The sequence below is a fragment of the Flavobacterium sp. MR2016-29 genome, from assembly GCF_015350695.1.
Taxonomy (GTDB): Bacteria; Bacteroidota; Bacteroidia; order Flavobacteriales; family Flavobacteriaceae; genus Flavobacterium.
This window is the reverse complement of the sequence record NZ_JADKPU010000001.1, coordinates 871381-887459: the sequence shown is the minus strand read 5'-3', so window position 1 is coordinate 887459 and position 16079 is coordinate 871381. Positions and strand designations below refer to the sequence as shown.

17 protein-coding genes are annotated in these 16079 nt (G+C 31.8%); 6 read left to right on the top strand and 11 right to left on the bottom strand.

Translation table 11 applies throughout. The features are described 5' to 3' along the window. Nucleotides 1-11: 11 nt before the first annotated feature. The 7 genes from IR010_RS04045 to murQ all read right to left on the bottom strand — a co-directional run bounded on the left by IR010_RS04045 (nt 12) and on the right by murQ (nt 5685). On the bottom strand, nt 12-638 hold the full coding sequence (locus IR010_RS04045; protein WP_029269206.1) for a PolC-type DNA polymerase III: 627 nt from the start codon (nt 636-638) through the stop codon (nt 12-14). A gap of 1 nt (nt 639) precedes the next feature. Beyond that, nucleotides 640-2559, bottom strand: a complete 1920-nt coding sequence (locus IR010_RS04040; protein ID WP_194601783.1) for a DUF294 nucleotidyltransferase-like domain-containing protein — start codon at nt 2557-2559, stop codon at nt 640-642. Between the two features lie 206 nt (nt 2560-2765). Then, nucleotides 2766-3137, bottom strand: a complete 372-nt coding sequence (locus tag IR010_RS04035; protein WP_194601780.1) for a DNA topoisomerase IV — start codon at nt 3135-3137, stop codon at nt 2766-2768. A gap of 236 nt (nt 3138-3373) precedes the next feature. Then, the gene (locus tag IR010_RS04030) at nt 3374-3949 is read right to left on the bottom strand and encodes a DUF1572 family protein (RefSeq protein WP_194601777.1); all 576 of its coding nucleotides are present in this window, start codon (nt 3947-3949) and stop codon (nt 3374-3376) included. Nucleotides 3950-3951: 2 nt separating this feature from the next. Further along, nucleotides 3952-4524, bottom strand: coding sequence for a pentapeptide repeat-containing protein (locus IR010_RS04025; protein ID WP_194566868.1), 573 nt, complete (start codon nt 4522-4524; stop codon nt 3952-3954). A gap of 45 nt (nt 4525-4569) precedes the next feature. Continuing rightward, nucleotides 4570-4791 (bottom strand): DUF6095 family protein, encoded by a 222-nt coding sequence (locus IR010_RS04020; protein ID WP_194601775.1) that lies wholly within the window; start codon nt 4789-4791, stop codon nt 4570-4572. An 81-nt stretch (nt 4792-4872) separates the two neighbouring features. Further along, on the bottom strand, nt 4873-5685 hold the full coding sequence (murQ, locus tag IR010_RS04015; RefSeq protein ID WP_029269218.1) for an N-acetylmuramic acid 6-phosphate etherase: 813 nt from the start codon (nt 5683-5685) through the stop codon (nt 4873-4875). A 186-nt stretch (nt 5686-5871) separates the two neighbouring features. Here murQ and IR010_RS04010 point away from each other — a divergent pair, with 186 nt between their 5' ends. The 3 genes from IR010_RS04010 (at nt 5872) to IR010_RS04000 (ending at nt 10758) form a co-directional block, all read left to right on the top strand. Then, the gene (locus IR010_RS04010) at nt 5872-7011 is read left to right on the top strand and encodes a helix-turn-helix domain-containing protein (RefSeq protein WP_194601772.1); all 1140 of its coding nucleotides are present in this window, start codon (nt 5872-5874) and stop codon (nt 7009-7011) included. Nucleotides 7012-7050: 39 nt separating this feature from the next. Continuing rightward, nucleotides 7051-8220 carry a helix-turn-helix domain-containing protein gene (locus tag IR010_RS04005; protein WP_228515082.1) on the top strand — a complete coding sequence of 390 codons (1170 nt, stop codon included), beginning with the start codon at nt 7051-7053 and terminating at the stop codon, nt 8218-8220. Nucleotides 8221-8376: 156 nt separating this feature from the next. After that, a complete protein-coding gene (locus IR010_RS04000) occupies nt 8377-10758 on the top strand; it encodes a TonB-dependent receptor domain-containing protein (RefSeq protein ID WP_194601770.1) in 2382 nt (793 codons plus the stop codon). Nucleotides 10759-10819: 61 nt separating this feature from the next. Here IR010_RS04000 and IR010_RS03995 read toward each other — a convergent pair whose 3' ends face one another. Both IR010_RS03995 and IR010_RS03990 read right to left on the bottom strand, forming a co-directional pair. Beyond that, nucleotides 10820-11488 carry a ZIP family metal transporter gene (locus IR010_RS03995; RefSeq protein WP_029269226.1) on the bottom strand — a complete coding sequence of 223 codons (669 nt, stop codon included), beginning with the start codon at nt 11486-11488 and terminating at the stop codon, nt 10820-10822. A gap of 43 nt (nt 11489-11531) precedes the next feature. Continuing rightward, entirely contained in the window at nt 11532-12296 is a 765-nt protein-coding gene (locus IR010_RS03990; protein ID WP_029269228.1) for a class I SAM-dependent methyltransferase, read from the bottom strand. A gap of 132 nt (nt 12297-12428) precedes the next feature. Here IR010_RS03990 and IR010_RS03985 point away from each other — a divergent pair, with 132 nt between their 5' ends. From IR010_RS03985 to IR010_RS03975, 3 genes are all read left to right on the top strand, one after another. Continuing rightward, entirely contained in the window at nt 12429-13586 is a 1158-nt protein-coding gene (locus tag IR010_RS03985) for a class I SAM-dependent RNA methyltransferase (RefSeq protein WP_029269230.1), read from the top strand. Between the two features lie 125 nt (nt 13587-13711). Beyond that, on the top strand, nt 13712-13948 hold the full coding sequence (locus IR010_RS03980) for a hypothetical protein (RefSeq protein ID WP_029269232.1): 237 nt from the start codon (nt 13712-13714) through the stop codon (nt 13946-13948). 6 nt (nt 13949-13954) lie between these two features. Then, entirely contained in the window at nt 13955-14647 is a 693-nt protein-coding gene (locus IR010_RS03975) for an aspartate/glutamate racemase family protein (RefSeq protein WP_029269234.1), read from the top strand. Between the two features lie 76 nt (nt 14648-14723). Here IR010_RS03975 and IR010_RS03970 read toward each other — a convergent pair whose 3' ends face one another. Together IR010_RS03970 and IR010_RS03965 are read right to left on the bottom strand one after the other, a co-directional pair. Next, entirely contained in the window at nt 14724-15539 is an 816-nt protein-coding gene (locus IR010_RS03970) for a DUF6048 family protein (RefSeq protein ID WP_029269236.1), read from the bottom strand. Continuing rightward, nucleotides 15511-16068 carry a DUF6452 family protein gene (locus IR010_RS03965; RefSeq protein WP_029269237.1) on the bottom strand — a complete coding sequence of 186 codons (558 nt, stop codon included), beginning with the start codon at nt 16066-16068 and terminating at the stop codon, nt 15511-15513. Before IR010_RS03965 ends, IR010_RS03970 begins: the two co-directional genes overlap by 29 nt. Nucleotides 16069-16079 lie beyond the last annotated feature (11 nt).

Below are 16079 nucleotides of genomic sequence, written 5' to 3'. Positions count from 1 at the left end.
TCAAACTTTTATTACTTAAAAAGTTGATTCAAATTAATCTCCTTCTTCTCTTTTAATTTTTTTACAATTTTCAGAAAGGCAATTGCAGTTATATAAGCGTCGCCTAGAGCAGTGTGACGATCTTTTTTAGAAATATCAAATTTGTCTGCAAGGTCGTCTAATGTATAATGATCTTTGCGCTCAAATAAGTGAGATTTTATTAAAGTTTTTTTATACAAAATGGCAGTATCTAATCTTTTATTTGTTAGTTCTGGCAAACCATTTCTTTCTAAGGCTTTATTGATCATAGTAACATCAAAAATAGTATGATGCGCAATAATAATCGAATCTCCTAAAAAAGTTAAAAATTGCTGTAAAGCTTCTATTTCACTCGGGCGTTGAATCACGAAAGCCTTTAAAATTCCGTGGATCTGAGCAGTAGATTTATCGTAATGATCTTGTTCTATATAAACTTCAAAACTATCTTGAATCGAAATAATACCGTTTTGCAGTACAAGTGCACCAATACATAAAATTCGGTCATTTTCGTAATCAAATCCTGTAGTTTCTGTATCTAATACAACAAAGCGTGTTTCTTCAATTGTAGTATTTTCATCGAAGACATTTTCTTCTTTCTTCCAAAAATTGAATAAACTCATATTATACCAAATTTGAAATATTAAAACGTACGGAAATAAGTTCCTGAAGTTCCTTAATAGTTTTAAAAGTTCGTTTCAGTTTTATTTTTTCCATTTTCGATAAGGTTTCTAAAGCAATAAATTGTCCAGAATCATGGTTTAAAAGCCCTTGTTTCGTTCTAAATTTTAATAAAGCTTTAAACGAATACGAACATGATAAATATAGTTCTCTATTATTAGGTTCTAATTCAGCTAATTTTTCAAATCGTTCTGCTGTATTACTAATCGATTTAACAGAATGTGACAAAATTAAAACTCTTGCTGCATCAGTCAAAGGCATTAATGCTCTTCTTTTAATATCAAAATTATCTTTGTTGGCGCCATCTTGCTCAACTAGAAACTGTCTAAAAAAACCTGTTGGCGATGGACTTTGCAATGCACCGCTGACTAAATGAACATAAAAAATAGGATTTGCTTTTACATTTTCAAAAATAGAATCAGATAATTGACTCGCTATCTCCGTATCACCATAAGTTACGCTGTAATCAAAAAAAATGAACGACAACAGAACCTCATTTTTCCCCGGATTTGTGATCCAATGTTTTACCTGGTTTTTCCATTCGTCAAGGCTCATGCACCATTTTGGGTTCGAAGCCATCATTTCCGCTGGACAGTAATCATAGCCAATCTCAAATAGACCTTTATTTACAAGGGCAGCGAATTTTAAAAAGTATATTCTTGTTTCATCTTTAAAAACATCAGAAACATTTTCATAAACAATCGCATTATCTTGATCTGTATGCAGCATTTGTTCGCTTCTTCCTTGACTTCCGAGAGCTAACCAAGAAAATTTAACTGGAGGCGGACTGCTCATTTTTTCAATCGACATTTCGATCACACGAGTTGTACAGGCCTCATTTAATTCTGTTATAATTTTAGAAATTAATGTCATCGGAATATTTTGATCTAAATATCCTTGGAGCAATTGCATAATTCGGTTTCGAATAGGTTTAATTTCTTTCACCTTTTTTGCTCTCTTTAAGGCTTTTATTAAAACTGCCGGGTTATTTCCTAACGCTACCATAACGTCGTGTTTCGATAAAATTCCGACCGCTTTAGTATTTGTTGTCCCGTCTTTAGTGAGGCATAGATAGCTAATGTTACTTTTCATCATTGCCATTTGAGCTTCAGTCACAGTCATCTTTTTCGGATACGTAATAACAGGTTTTGTCATTATCGTTTCTGCTGTCGTCAAAATCGAATAATCGCCCGTAACGATTTTGTTTCGTAAATCTTTATCAGTAATAATTCCTATAGGCAGCATTTCATCTACAATTAATATCGCCCCGACTTTTTTCTTGTTCATAATCTTGGCAACATCCCTCGCAGTGGTTGACGGTGAACAGGTAACAATTTTTTTAGAATATTTAATGGGTTGTAAATCAAAAGAGTCGTTGCTAGAATGCAGGTTTTCATGAATTAAATTATCTCCATACAACTTATCTTTATGAATATCGGAATAAGGATTTCGAGTGTTTGAAGCATAACTTTCGATCAAGAAATTGCCAACCGTTCTGTTCTCCAGTGCATATGGCTTAAAAACCGCAATCGGAATAGCGTATAAAATTGATTCTTCATGTGCAACAGCTTCCATAATATAATTTTCCTGAGCCAAAAGCGGACGTAATCCAAAAATATCACCTTCGTCACACATGTCTAAAACAGTATTTTTTGTACTTTTCTTTAAAGCGACAGCACCTTTATGCACAACATAAAATGAGTCATGTGTTTTTTCGTTTTCAGCAAAAATAATAGCATCTTTATCTTTGTATACAATAGAAATTTGTTCAGAAAGTTTTTCTAAATCCTTTTGATGTAAGAAATTAAAAGGAGGGAAGCCCTTTAAAAAGTCGGCAACTCTATGCGAAATGGTATTTTTCATTAGGTTAGATTAAAGTTCTAAAATACTATATAAAATAGAAATGTAAAAGAAACACCTTTCATTATTTTGTGATATAAGTTGATATAAGGTTCAAATCAACAAAGAGGCAAAGTGACAAAGGTTTTGCATTGTGAGAATAAAACTTTGCGTCCTAGCGCCTTCGTGGCATATCAAAAAAAAAGTCCCAAAATGGGAACTTAATTTTATTATTCAGTTTTAAAGACTTTTCCTCGCTGCTTTTGGTCAGAGCCAACCATTCCAAATTCGAAAGTATAAGAATCTTTAGAAGTCGTTAGAATCTTCATGCTGATTGCCTTTTCTTCAGCCATATTTTTGGGATGTTTCTTCTGCAAAATATATTCGCAGTCACTTACCCAGCGTACAACCGATGTATCTGTTTTACCGTCAAAAGTTTCAATTTCGATACTGTCTTTGCGTTCAAAAAAGGTTGTTTTTTTTACACCGTTTACTTCAAATTCAAATTTGAATTTTCCGTTTTTGAAATCTTTGCAATTGTGTTCAGCATCATAACAAGATATTAATGCCAGTAATGGAAGTAGAAATGTTATTTTTTTCATTTTAAATTATGTTATTTTTTTGAAGCTGTTTACTGCTTTCCATTTCAATTAGGGCTAGTACTATAGAGTATAAATAAGAAAAACAGTGATAATTAAGACAAAAGCGATATTAAGAAAACTCAGGAAGAATAAATTTCGTCTTGTGTTTTTTCCAGATTGTTCATCTGATAATTTTGTTTCGCAGAATTTAATTAAAATCCAATACCAAATCCCACCTAAGTCAGAATGAAATTTTATCATTGCAGCCTTTTTAACTCATCGTCAGTAAAGTTCTTAATTTCTTTTTCCTTGGCAAACTTTTCAGCGTTGTAATTTCCAGATTTATTCTTCGGAATTGATAAACTCTCCCAAGAAGTGTTTTTTAATTGTTTGGCATAAAAAACAATCTGGCCAACGTGATAAGGATAATGTGCCAGCTGGCGGTTAATGGCTTCAATAACCGTATGTCCTTCATTTCGAATATAAATAATATCAGAAAGCTGTTCGGGTTTCAAACTATTTAAAGTGTCAAGAAATACTTTCCAGCCTTTGTTCCAAATATCAAGAACTTCTTCCTTTGCTTGAAGATCATTTTCAAATTCTGCATCGCGGTTGCGCCATTCTTTTTCTCCATCAGAAGTTAAAAAGTCTGTCCATCGAGAGAGCATATTTCCTGAAATGTGTTTTATAATAGTAGCGATGCTGTTTGTATCTTCATTTATTGAAACAAAAAGCTGTTGTGGCTCTAATTGATCTATCGATTTTTCGCCCAGCATTTTATAATATAAAAACTGTTTTTTAACGCTTTCTAAATAAGATTCTTTAGTTTCCATAATTATACAATTTTAATATCGTATTTATCTAAAAGTCCCACGATTCCCTGTGTAGAAAATTGCGCTTTTCTCATCGGATTAAATTCAGGATCAATTTTATAATTGTAAGCCGTTCTAAAATCGACAGATGCCAACTGTGTATCATTAAAAATAGCACCTTCTAAATTACAATTATCAAAAACAGAACTTGTTAAGTTTGTTCCAATAAATGTAACATCTCTTAAAGATGAATTGATAAATTTTGTTTTAGGCATTTTTTTATTCGAAAAAGCAGCATAATCTAAAGTACTTTCCTCAAAATAAACTTGAAATAAAAAATCGTCGCATTCATTAAAAGCAATCCCTAAAAGCTTGCAGTTTTTAAAAATAACATTTTTTAAATTGGTACCTAATAAACTGGTCATCGACAAATTACAATCGATAAATTCGCAGTCTAAAAAAGTATTGTAAGCAAAATTGCTGTTAGAGAAATCACAGTTTTTAAAAACACAATCTTCAAACTCCCGATTGTTTATTTTTTTGTCAATATAAATGACTTTCTCGAAGGTTTTTTGAATGTGAATTAAACTTTCCATTTTATTTTGGATAAATATTTAAATAAGAGTGACTAAAGAACTAAATTAGTCATTAAACAAACCTTTCATAATAATTTTCAATCCGTAAAAGATTAAAAACATTGCGCTCAGGCAAGCAACGATTCCAATTCCTAAAACCAAATAATGCCAGTTGGTATGCTGATTCATAAAAGCATTATAAATCAGTGTAGGCCCAATAAACAAAAGAGGCAAAGAACCTGATAAGTATTTAATTCCTTTTTCTAATAATTCTTTATTTGTTGCCATTTTTGTTTCAGGTTTTGAAAGTTTCAGGTTTTAGGTTGTCAAACTTTGTGTTAACAACATCTTACATTTCACCGAAGACTTTTACTTTAAATAATTATCAACAGCATTTCTCACGCTGCCGTATTTTTTTAATAATTCTGATGCTTCATCATATGAAACAGGAACTTCTTCCATAATCATTTTAACACCGCGATCGACCAATTTGATGTTGCTTAATTGCATATCGACCATTTTATTGCCTTTCACTTTTCCTAGCTGAATCATAGCTGCGGTCGAAATCATATTGAGAACTAATTTTTGAGCTGTTCCGGCTTTCATTCTAGAACTTCCTGTTATAAATTCAGGACCAACAACCACCTCAATTGGAAATTGAGCTGTTAACGCTAAAGGACTACCAGCATTGCAGGTAATGCATCCTGTAACAATATTATTTTGATTGCAGGTTTCTAATCCGCCAATAACATAAGGTGTAGTTCCAGAAGCTGCAATACCTATAACTATATCAATTTCACTGATATGATAGGCTTTTAAGTCAAGCCAGGCTTGTGTTGCATTATCTTCGGCATTTTCTACTGCGCGTCGAATTGCAGTATCACCGCCGGCAATAATTCCATTTACGAGATCAAAAGGAACTCCAAAAGTAGGAGGACATTCAGAGGCATCGACCACGCCTAAGCGGCCCGATGTCCCGGCACCAATATAAAAAATTCTTCCACCAAGTTTTAATTTGGCTACAACTTGTTCTACTAAGGCTTCAATTTGTGGAATTACTTTTTCTACAGCATGAGGAACAGTTTTGTCTTCTTGATTAATATTGGTAAGCAATTCATTTACAGACATTTTTTCTAAATGTTCATACTTTGATGCTTGTTCAGTTGTTTTGGTAAATGTCATTTTTCGCTGTTATTGGACTAGCCAAAATTAATCTTTTTTATTGCAATCTCGAAATTTAGACAGCAAAGTCATAAAGATTTAATTTCTTTTCTCTTTTTTGTCGTAATTCTCATCTAAACAATGACTTTCTTGAATCCTTGCTAATAAAAGAACTAAAATATTATATTTGTTAAATATATAAAATTAATGGATAGATTAAGCTTGCTGCAAGGGATTGCACGGATCTCGGTTTTTGTGTCTTTATTGATGGCGTTTTTTTTATTTACCGTTAAAACCGAAAATAAATTAGCTAACCGTTTATTTGCTTGGTTCTTTATTGTCTCTGCTATTGATCTTAGCGGATTTTTTGTTTTTGATTTTATTCAGCATTATATTGATCTTTTTATTTTTAGATGGACGATTTGCCTGCTGGCAATGCCTTTATTTTACTTGTATGTTTTGGCAGTCTGCTATTCTGATTTTAAATTAAAGTGGAAACATTTAGGGCATTTGCTTCCTATTATAATAGTTAATTTAGTATTTCTTCCAAGATTTTATATGGCTAGTGATTCAGGTTTGAAACTTTTATCCGGAGATCTTGATCATATGCCTGAAATATATTTAATTCAGATTTTGATTGAATTTCAATATGTGTTTTATATTGTGAGTGCATTTTTAATTTTGAAGAAATATAGAGAGATTTATCTTGAAAATTATACCAATCCTAGTACATCAACTTATAAGTATCTTTTTCAGATGACTACTGTTTTTCTTATCGCGCACTGTTTAGTGGCATTAAAAAATTTATTACGCTATAGCGATTATAAGCAAATCTTTCTTTGGTTGAATGTAATAGTAGGAACTGTGGCCTTGTTTATTACTTGCTGGCTAGTCATGAAAGCCTTAAATCATCCTGAACTTTTTAGAGGAATTAACTCCAGATTAAAATTAACAAAAGATATTCTGCCTGAAGTTGAAGAAAAATTACAATCATCTAATATTCAAGATGATGTAGTTTCTAGTAAGATTTTGGCATTGAAAGAATATATGAATCAAAAAGAACCTTTTCTTGATCCGTCGCTTACTATTCAGGAACTTGCCAATCAAATTGATATTCCCGTTCGGGATTTATCGGTTTTGATTAATCATAATATGAACCAGCATTTTTTTGATTTTGTAAATGAATATAGGATTCAAAAAGCAATGCGTATTTTGAAAAATCCTTTAAAAAGTGATTTAACAGTTTTAGAAATTTTATATGAAGTTGGGTTTAATTCAAAATCATCATTTAATACTTCTTTTAAAAAATATACAAATTTAACGCCGACAGCTTACAGAAATGCATAATGTATTTCTCTGATTTCTGTTAAATAACTAAATATATATTTGTTTAATAATATAAAAGTAATGAATGTAGATGGTCTTTTAAGTATTATGAGCGGGATGTCAGTTTTTGTTTCATTATTACTGGCATTATTTTTATTTACTGTAAAAACTCAAAATAAATTAGCAAACAGACTATTTGCTTCCTATTTGATCGTTTTTGCAATCGACAATATCGGTATTTTTATCAATGAGGATTTTATTAGAAATCATTTTAATTTAGAGTTTTTCAGATGGAGTACTTGTGCCCTGATAATTCCCGCTTTTTATCTCTATATTTTATCAGTCTGTTTTACCGATTTTAGATTGCAAATCAAGCATTTGTTTCACGCAATTCCATTTTTAATCACAAATGCTGTTTTTATAATCAGACTGTACTTTTTAGATAATGCAGAAAAAATACGATTTTATGACCACCGAAGTCAGTTGCCTGAATTGTATGGTTTTCAATTGATGCTGGGTATGCAAATTGTATTTTACAGCATTGCAGTTTTTTTGGTTTTAAAAAAATATAGAGAAATCTACCAGGAAAATTATGCTAATCCTAAAACGTCTATTTTTAAATGGTTATTTCAAATAGCTACTGTGCTCTTTATTTTGTATTATTTGTCAATAGCAAAGAATGTTTTAAGATATATTGATCTTGAGGTATTATGGATCTGGGCAAATGTAATTATGCAGTTTCTGGTTTTAACAATAACCTGTTGGTTTGTATTAAAGGCACTCAACCATCCTGAACTTTTTAGAGGAATCGATTCAAAATTGCAATTAGCAAGAGATATCCTTCCGAAGAGAGATGAAAACAGTACTGAAATAAAAAACAATCAAAATGAGGTTATTACAGCTCAAATTTTGACTTTGAAGCAGTATATGGCAGAAAAAGAACCTTATCTTGATCCGTCGCTGACTATTCAGGAACTTTCCAATCAAATTAATATTCCGGTTCGGGATTTATCAGTCTTGATCAATCATCATATTGATCAGCATTTTTTTGATTTTGTAAATGAATATCGCATTCAAAAAGCAATGGCTATTTTGAAAAATCCTTTAAAAAGTGATTTGACAGTTTTGGAAATTTTATATGAAGTAGGTTTTAATTCTAAATCATCCTTTAATACTTATTTTAAAAAATACACCAAATTAACGCCTACAGCTTTCCGAAATGCTTCGTAATTAGCGGTTTGTAAAAAGTCGTACTTCATGCCTGATAAAGTCGAACTGATTTCTTGAATAGAAATTGGTTCGACTTTTTTTTGTCGGTCGCATTATCAAAACTTCTAAGGCAACTTTGCTTCAAATTAATCGAAACAAGTTTTAAAATTAGAAATCATGAAAAAAGCAAACCTCCTTATCTTTTTATTATTGCCTTTATTTTGTTTAGCACAATCATTTAAATTAAAAGGGAAAATAGCACGCGAAACAACTCCATTACAATGGGCTGATGTTTCTATATCAAATTCAGAAGGAAAAATTATCGACGGAACTACATCTAAACAAGATGGCAGTTTTGAAATCAATCTTAAAAATGGGTCTTATAAAATTGCAATCAGCCTTTCAGAATTTGCAGATTATGAAAAAGAATTTAAAATAGAAAATGATACTGATTTAGGAACAATCATTTTAAAACAAAATACGACAAATCTTAGCGAAGTTGTTATTCAAACGAAGAAAAAAACCATCGAACAAAAAACAGATCGTTTGGTTTATAATCTTGAAAACAATGTTACAACCGTTGGCGGAGACGCTTTAAGCGCTATAAACACAGCACCTGGAGTTGTGGTGCAAAATAATGCTATTAATATATTAGGAAAAGGAACTTCTCGCGTTATGATCGATGGAAGAATGATTGAATTAACAGGTGAAGAGCTAAATAATTTCCTTAAATCTATTTCGGCAAGTGATATTAAGAATATCGAAATAATAACTAATCCTCCGTCAAAATATGAAGCCGAAGGAACTGGCGGATTGATTAATATTATTATGAAAAAAGGTGCTCGCGATTCATGGAAAAACACAACCACTGCTTCATATGATCAAAGTAAATATGGTATTTTTACCTTAAGAAATAATTTCTTTTACAATAAAAATAAATTTCGGCTTTCGGCCAGCGTTAACGGAAAAACGGGTTATAGAAATATTGATGAGGCCTTAGATATGTATTTTGTTGAAGGACCATCGAAAATGAATGCAAGAACGAAATTAAATGAGCAAAACCTATCTGGAAAACTAGCTTTGGATTATGATTTTTCAGAAAAAACAACAATTGGTTTTCAATTTTTAAAAGATAAAAGCAATCCTGATTTTGACTCGGACATTAGAATTAATAAATACAATACTCAAAATGAATTAGAGAGTTATATAGTTAATGAGAGCTTTTTAGATAAGAAAACGGGCAATCAAACATATAATTTGCATTTGATTACTAAACTTGATTCTCTAAACCGAAAATTATCATTTGATGCAGATTACTTTACTTATAATTCAAAATTCGACAGAAATTTTATAGCTAATAATTATACATCAGATGGAACTTTTGTTGACGTAAATCAATCAGGACGAAATATTTCGAATCAGAATATTGATAATTTGAGCTTTAAGGCTGATATGGAACATCCATTTCAAGCTTTAAACTTGTCATATGGAGCGAAAGTGAGTTTTACAAAAAGTAATAGTGATGCTGTTTTTTTTAACACTATTACGGGAACTCCAGAACTAGATACGAATCAATCAAATCAATTCAAATATACCGAAAATAACCAGGCCATCTATATTAGTGCAGCTAAAAAAATCAATGAAAAATGGAATTTTCAAGCGGGATTGCGATTAGAAAATACGCAAACAAATGGTTTTTCAAAAAACATGAATCAGGAAACCATAAATAATTATTTTAAATTATTTCCGACTTTTTATGCTTCTTATGATAAAAATGAAAACAACAGTTTTAGTCTGAATTATGGAAGGAGAATTCGCAGACCGAGTTTTTCGTTGTTAAACCCGTTTCGAATTTATATAAGCAGTAATAGTTATTCAGAAGGGAATCCGTTTTTAAAACCTTCTTTTAGCGACAATTTTGAATTTTCACATTCATACAAAAAGATATTGAGAACCAGTTTTTTCTTAAATTCGATTACAGATGGTTATGGCGTAATATTTACTGCAAACCCAGAAACAATGACACAGGTGATAACGAGAGAAAATTATTTTAAAGGTCTTAATTTTGGAATTGGAGAAACGTACTCAGTTAATTTTGCAGATTGGTGGGAGAGTGAGAATTCATTGTATTTTCTAGGGTCTAAAATTAAATTTATTAAAGATATTAATGCAACACCAGCAAATGGTCTTCAGGTTGATTTTTCAACAAATAACACCTTTTCATTGGGTAAAGCAAGCAAATTGCAAATAGATTTTAATTATACAACGCCTTATAAAAGCGGTTTATATGATACAGGATATACGTCAAGTTTAAATATTGGTTTTAAACAAGATTTGCTAAACAAAACAATGCAGATTGCCTTTTTAGTAAACGATATTTTTAATACTTCATACTTAAAAAACGATGTTTCAATTGTCAATGGCGTAAAACAAGTCTACAGCCAAAATGAAAGCAACCGATTTGTTCGTTTATCTGTGGTTTATAATTTTGGAAACAAAAAAATCAATGTAAAAGAGCGTGCTTTTGGAAATCAGGATGAGAAAAAGAGAGCGAATTAGTTAGATAATTAAATAATGTGTCAATTAGAAAATTATCTCATTGACACATTATCTAAATTTATTATAAGAAGAATGCCAGTAAAATTCCAAGAACGATCATTGAAACTTTGGCAATATTAAATTTATGGCCTTCACTGCTTTCAAAAATAATAGTCGATGAAATGTGGAATAAAATACCAATTACGATTGCAGTTATTTCAGTATAATAATCGTTTAAAAATGGTAAATATTGAGATGCAATTGTGCCTAACGGCGTCATAATGGCGAAAGTCAGCATAAAGGCAAAAATGGCTTTTTTGTTTAAATCGGCATTAATGAAAAATGTCGTCAAAATTACGGCAATTGGCAAATGATGAATGGCAATTCCTAAAGCTAAGTCATGATGATGGCTTACGGGAAAACCTTCTAAAAAGGCATGAATACAAAGACTGATAAAAAGCAACCACGGAATTTGAGACATTTTTGCATGCCCGTGAACGTGCCCGTGTTCTGCACCTTTTGAGAAAAATTCTAAAATAATCTGAAACAAAATTCCAACCATTATAAACACACCAATATTATGATTGTGAGTACTATAAACTTCTGGCAGAAGATGCATTACAGTTAATGACAACAAAAATGAACCGCTGAAAGCAAGCAGCAGTTTTAAGTTGGTTTTGTTTTCTGGTTTTATAAACAAAGCCACAATATATCCTAAAAGTACAGAGAATAAGGGTAGTAAGTAGTTCATTATTTTGTTTAATCGGTTTTGTTTAATTATTTAACAGTTAAACCTATTTAAAAATCATGATTAATCTTTCGCTTTCGGTTTTGTGAAATTTTTTGAGTTTGTAATCTCCAAAAATATCTAATAGAAAAATACCAGCTTCGGCCATTAATTCTTCGAAATCTTTCAAAGTTAAGGCTTTTACTTTTTCTGTAAAATGATATTTTCTGCCTTGATCTTCAAAATCAATTTCTTTTAGAATGTGCCCATCTTCAACATATCTTTTAATTTTAAAATCGATTCCGTCTACAGTTTTTACTTCTTCAGGAACTAAAGTATCGATAACCTGTGCAACATTCATAAAATCAATCACGGCGAAACCGTATTCAGATAAACTTTCTTTGATTGCTTTTAAAGTTGTGAGATTGTCATCATCGCTTTCGAAATAACCAAAACTCGTAAACAAATTAAATATTGCATCAAATTTTTCGTCAAACGGCTCGCGCATATCATGCACTTTAAAATGCAGGTTTTCATTACTGTTCTTGCTGGCTTCGGCAATGCTGTTTTCAGATAAATCGGCTCCCAAGACATTAAACCCGAGTTGATTTAAATAAATCGAGTGACGCCCTTTTCCGCAGGCTAAATCTAATACTTTCGCTTTTTCAGGAAGGTTTAGATAATGCGTAAGATTGTCCATAAAAATCTGGGCTTCTCGGTAGTTTCGGTCTTTATAAAGAATGTGATAATACGGAGTGTCAAACCAAGAAGTAAACCAGTTTTCGGTGTTACGCTCCTGATTTGGTGTTGGTGAGTTAGGTGCTTCAGACATTTATTCTATTTCAATTAATTCAAAGTACCGCAAATTTAGTGTATTTTTGCCGAAAAATAACTATTTCGTTAGGATACCTGAATAATCTAAGTACGCCTGCGATTGGAGTTGTTTTTTAATACAAAAATAAAGATGGAAGAAAATTTTAGAATGATTGCCAAATGTTTTTTTGGCTTTGAAGAAATATTAGAACAGGAATTGCGTGCACTTGGTGCTCAGGATGTAGAAAAAGGCGTGAGAATGGTAAGCTTTAAAGGAGATAAAGGTTTTATGTACAAAGCCAATTTATCACTTAGAACTGCGCTTAAAGTTTTAAAACCTATTTACTCATTTAGAGCAAATAACGAACAGGCATTATATAAAGGTATTTCTGGCGTAAACTGGTCGAAGTTATTAAATGCCAACCAGACTTTTGTTATCGATGCAACCGTGCATTCTACATATTTTAATCACTCTGAGTTTGTTTCTCAAAAATGTAAAGATGCAATTGTAGACCAATTTAGAGAAAGAACTGGTCAGCGTCCTAGTATTGACAAAGCTTTTCCAGATTTACGAATAAACATTCATATCGACAAAGATCAGGTTTCCGTCGCTTTAGATACTTCTGGAAATTCATTGCATCAGCGTGGTTATAGAACTGCAACAAACATTGCACCTATAAACGAAGTTTTAGCTGCAGGAATTTTGTTGTTATCAGGATGGGAAGGCCAAAGTCACTTTTTAGACCCAATGTGCGGATCTGGAACTTTTTTAGCAGAAGCGGCAATGATCGCGTGTAATATTCCGGCAAACATCAACAGAAAAGAATTTGCCTTCGAAAAATGGAAAGACTGGGACAACGATTTATTTGATCAGATTGTAAACAGTTTAATGAAGAAAACAAAGGAATTTCATTATACTATAAAAGGTTTTGATAAAGCACCAAGTGCAGTAAACAAAGCTAAAGACAATATCAAAAATGCAAATCTTGACGATTATGTAACGATTTCAGAAGATAACTTTTTTGATTCAGAAAAAGAGGTTGAAGGAAAACTGCATATGGTTTTCAATCCTCCTTATGATGAGCGTTTAGATATTCATATGGAAGAATTTTACAAAAATATTGGAGATACTTTAAAGAAAAGCTACCCAGGAACAAACGCTTGGTTCATTACAGCAAATCTAGAAGCCTTGAAATTTGTAGGTTTAAAACCTTCACGTAAAATCAAACTTTTCAACGCAAGTTTAGAAGCGCGTCTAGTAAAATACGAAATGTACGAAGGAAGCAAGAGAACGAAATTTCAGATTTAAGGTTCTTAGACGCTAAGTTTCTAAGATACTAAGATTTGTAATAATAATTTTAAGGTTCAGAAATATAGGTCTAAGAAAAAAACTTAGCATCTTAGAATCTCAGAACCTTAGTAACTTAAAAAAAAATGACAAAACTACAAGTAAGAGCTTTTTTATATCAATTAGGATGTTTCGCAATTTTGTTTATTTCAGGAAGATATATAATTGCGGCTTATACAGAATTAACAGGTTATTGGATTCCGATTACCGCTTTTATTGTGGCGACTTTAATTTCACCTCAATTTCAAGCTGTGAAAACGAAAGACGGAGAGAAACTTTTTATGAAATGGATTTTCTTAAAAGGAGTTAAAGAAATTAAATAAAATTTTATGAGGATAATTGGACTTATAGGCGGCATTAGCTGGGTTTCTACTGCAGATTATTACAAACTTATAAATCAGGGAATAAACGAAAAAATGGGAGATTTAAATTTCTCAGAATGTTTGATTTACTCTTTCAATTATGCTGATATTAAAAGAAATAACGAAAACAACGATTGGGATTCTACTTTTAATATGCTTTTGAAAGGCTGTGAGTTCTTAAAATCGGGCGGGGCAGAAGCAATTGTTTTGTGCGCTAATACAATGCATTTTATAGCTGACCGACTTGAGAAAGCTATTGATTTGCCAATTATTCATATTGCAACGGCAACGGCTGCTGAAATTCAAAAGCAAGAAATAAAAAAAGTAGGTTTATTGGGCACCAAGTTTACAATGGAGCTTGATTTCTTTAAAGATAAACTAGCGGCAAAAGGAATTGAAGCCATTATTCCGCAAAATCAAGAAGATAAAGATTTTATTCACACTACAATTTTTGAAGAATTAGGTAGAGGACTTGTAACAGATGCAACAAAAAAACGTTACTTAGAAATAGCGAATCAATTGATACAAGAAGGAGCTGAAGGAATTATTTTAGGCTGCACTGAAATTCCGTTAGTAATTAAACCTGAGGATTTAAAAGTTCCTGTTTTTGATACTGCTTTAATACATTCAAATGCTGCAGTAGCTTTTCAGTTATCTTAAAATAAAAATAAAAATAAAAATCCCCGAATTCATTATTAAAGAATGAATTCGGGGATTTTATTTTTTGTAAAATCTATTATTTTTTAGGTGCTGGCTTTTTAGTTACGGCTGGTATTATTGTTTTTTTCTTATAAATCGGAATAAAATAAGAAACCGTATAGTTAAAGCCAATTCCAAAACTTCCGTCGTAAGTTCTATTAAATCCTGGAATATAGAGATTATCAAAACCAGAAGGTTTGCTATTGGTAACCAACATTTTCAGCTGCACGCCAAAGCCTACAAATACGTTATTAAAAACTTTTGCTTTTACGCCCATTGCAACCTCAATCCAGCTTGCAGATAATCCGTTATATTTTTGACCGTCAGCAATTGCAGGCTGTTCGCCCCAATATGGATTTGGATTGTAAATTTTATAGCTATTTAATTCCTGACTAAAAGTACTAAATCCGCCTCGTAAACCAATTGTAATTAAGTTTTCCATATCGAGCCAATTTTGGTACAAATTGTAATCAAAACCACCTTTAATATAAGTTCCTGTTGCAGTTGAATTTAATCTGTCGTCATCAGTAGTTTTGTCTTCAAACCCAAGTTCTGCCGCTAAATAGTATTTTTTTGTTAAACGAAAATCACCTGTAACTTCAATTCCTTTATAGTCATTGTCGTATAATCCGCGGGTCAATTTGTACAAATCGAGACCTACGCGAAGACCATAACGATCCGTTTTTATACTGTCAGGTTTAACTTCCTGCAAAACTGGTTTTGCAGCTTCTGTTTTTGATTTAACCGGAACAATCTCTTTTGTTACTGTTGTAGTTGACGTTTCTTGAGCCTGACCCAAAAACATTGAAAACAATAAGCAAAAACTAGAAATATATTTCAATGTGTGTTTCATTTTCAAATTCAACATTATATTGTTTTACATAAACTTGCTGCATCCATAATCCCTTAGCGTCTGAATCGATCTGCGTAAAAGGCGTAGTTGCTGGTGGTCCAACTTCATCTTGATTTAATTCGAAAATTGTTTTAAAACCACAGGCTCTGGAAACATATACATTTCGAGTTTTATAATTAAATGTTATTTCATCTTCATTTATTGCTGCCGGATTATCATTTTCAGAATCTAAAACAAATTTAAAAGTCGATGATGTGGCATCTGTTCTTAGCGGGATAGAAATAGTGCTTCCGTTTGCAAGATATTTCGCGTCATCAATTCCACTTTCATTAAAAATAATTCCGTTTGGCTGTCCTTCTCCAGTTACTTTCAAATCAGTTACTTCTTTCAGTTCTGACGGACTATTAGCATTATAAAAAGTAATTACTAACCGTGGCGTTGTTGGTGTATCTGGATCACAAATGTCATCTTTCTCGCAGCTTGACAATCCAAAAGTGAAGAGCAATAGAAAAGCAATTATTTTTTTCATCTATAATTTTG

Bases quoted from the DNA above. Each gene is read 5' to 3' on its own strand.
- IR010_RS04045 (WP_029269206.1), bottom strand. From the start codon at position 638: ATGAGTTTATTCAATTTTTGGAAGAAAGAAGAAAATGTCTTCGATGAA.
- IR010_RS04040 (WP_194601783.1), bottom strand. From the start codon at position 2,559: ATGAAAAATACCATTTCGCATAGAGTTGCCGACTTTTTAAAGGGCTTC.
- IR010_RS04035 (WP_194601780.1), bottom strand. From the start codon at position 3,137: ATGAAAAAAATAACATTTCTACTTCCATTACTGGCATTAATATCTTGT.
- IR010_RS04030 (WP_194601777.1), bottom strand. From the start codon at position 3,949: ATGGAAACTAAAGAATCTTATTTAGAAAGCGTTAAAAAACAGTTTTTA.
- IR010_RS04025 (WP_194566868.1), bottom strand. From the start codon at position 4,524: ATGGAAAGTTTAATTCACATTCAAAAAACCTTCGAGAAAGTCATTTAT.
- IR010_RS04020 (WP_194601775.1), bottom strand. From the start codon at position 4,791: ATGGCAACAAATAAAGAATTATTAGAAAAAGGAATTAAATACTTATCA.
- murQ (WP_029269218.1), bottom strand. From the start codon at position 5,685: ATGACATTTACCAAAACAACTGAACAAGCATCAAAGTATGAACATTTA.
- IR010_RS04010 (WP_194601772.1), top strand. From the start codon at position 5,872: ATGGATAGATTAAGCTTGCTGCAAGGGATTGCACGGATCTCGGTTTTT.
- IR010_RS04000 (WP_194601770.1), top strand. From the start codon at position 8,377: ATGAAAAAAGCAAACCTCCTTATCTTTTTATTATTGCCTTTATTTTGT.
- IR010_RS03995 (WP_029269226.1), bottom strand. From the start codon at position 11,488: ATGAACTACTTACTACCCTTATTCTCTGTACTTTTAGGATATATTGTG.
- IR010_RS03990 (WP_029269228.1), bottom strand. From the start codon at position 12,296: ATGTCTGAAGCACCTAACTCACCAACACCAAATCAGGAGCGTAACACC.
- IR010_RS03985 (WP_029269230.1), top strand. From the start codon at position 12,429: ATGGAAGAAAATTTTAGAATGATTGCCAAATGTTTTTTTGGCTTTGAA.
- IR010_RS03980 (WP_029269232.1), top strand. From the start codon at position 13,712: ATGACAAAACTACAAGTAAGAGCTTTTTTATATCAATTAGGATGTTTC.
- IR010_RS03975 (WP_029269234.1), top strand. From the start codon at position 13,955: ATGAGGATAATTGGACTTATAGGCGGCATTAGCTGGGTTTCTACTGCA.
- IR010_RS03970 (WP_029269236.1), bottom strand. From the start codon at position 15,539: ATGAAACACACATTGAAATATATTTCTAGTTTTTGCTTATTGTTTTCA.
- IR010_RS03965 (WP_029269237.1), bottom strand. From the start codon at position 16,068: ATGAAAAAAATAATTGCTTTTCTATTGCTCTTCACTTTTGGATTGTCA.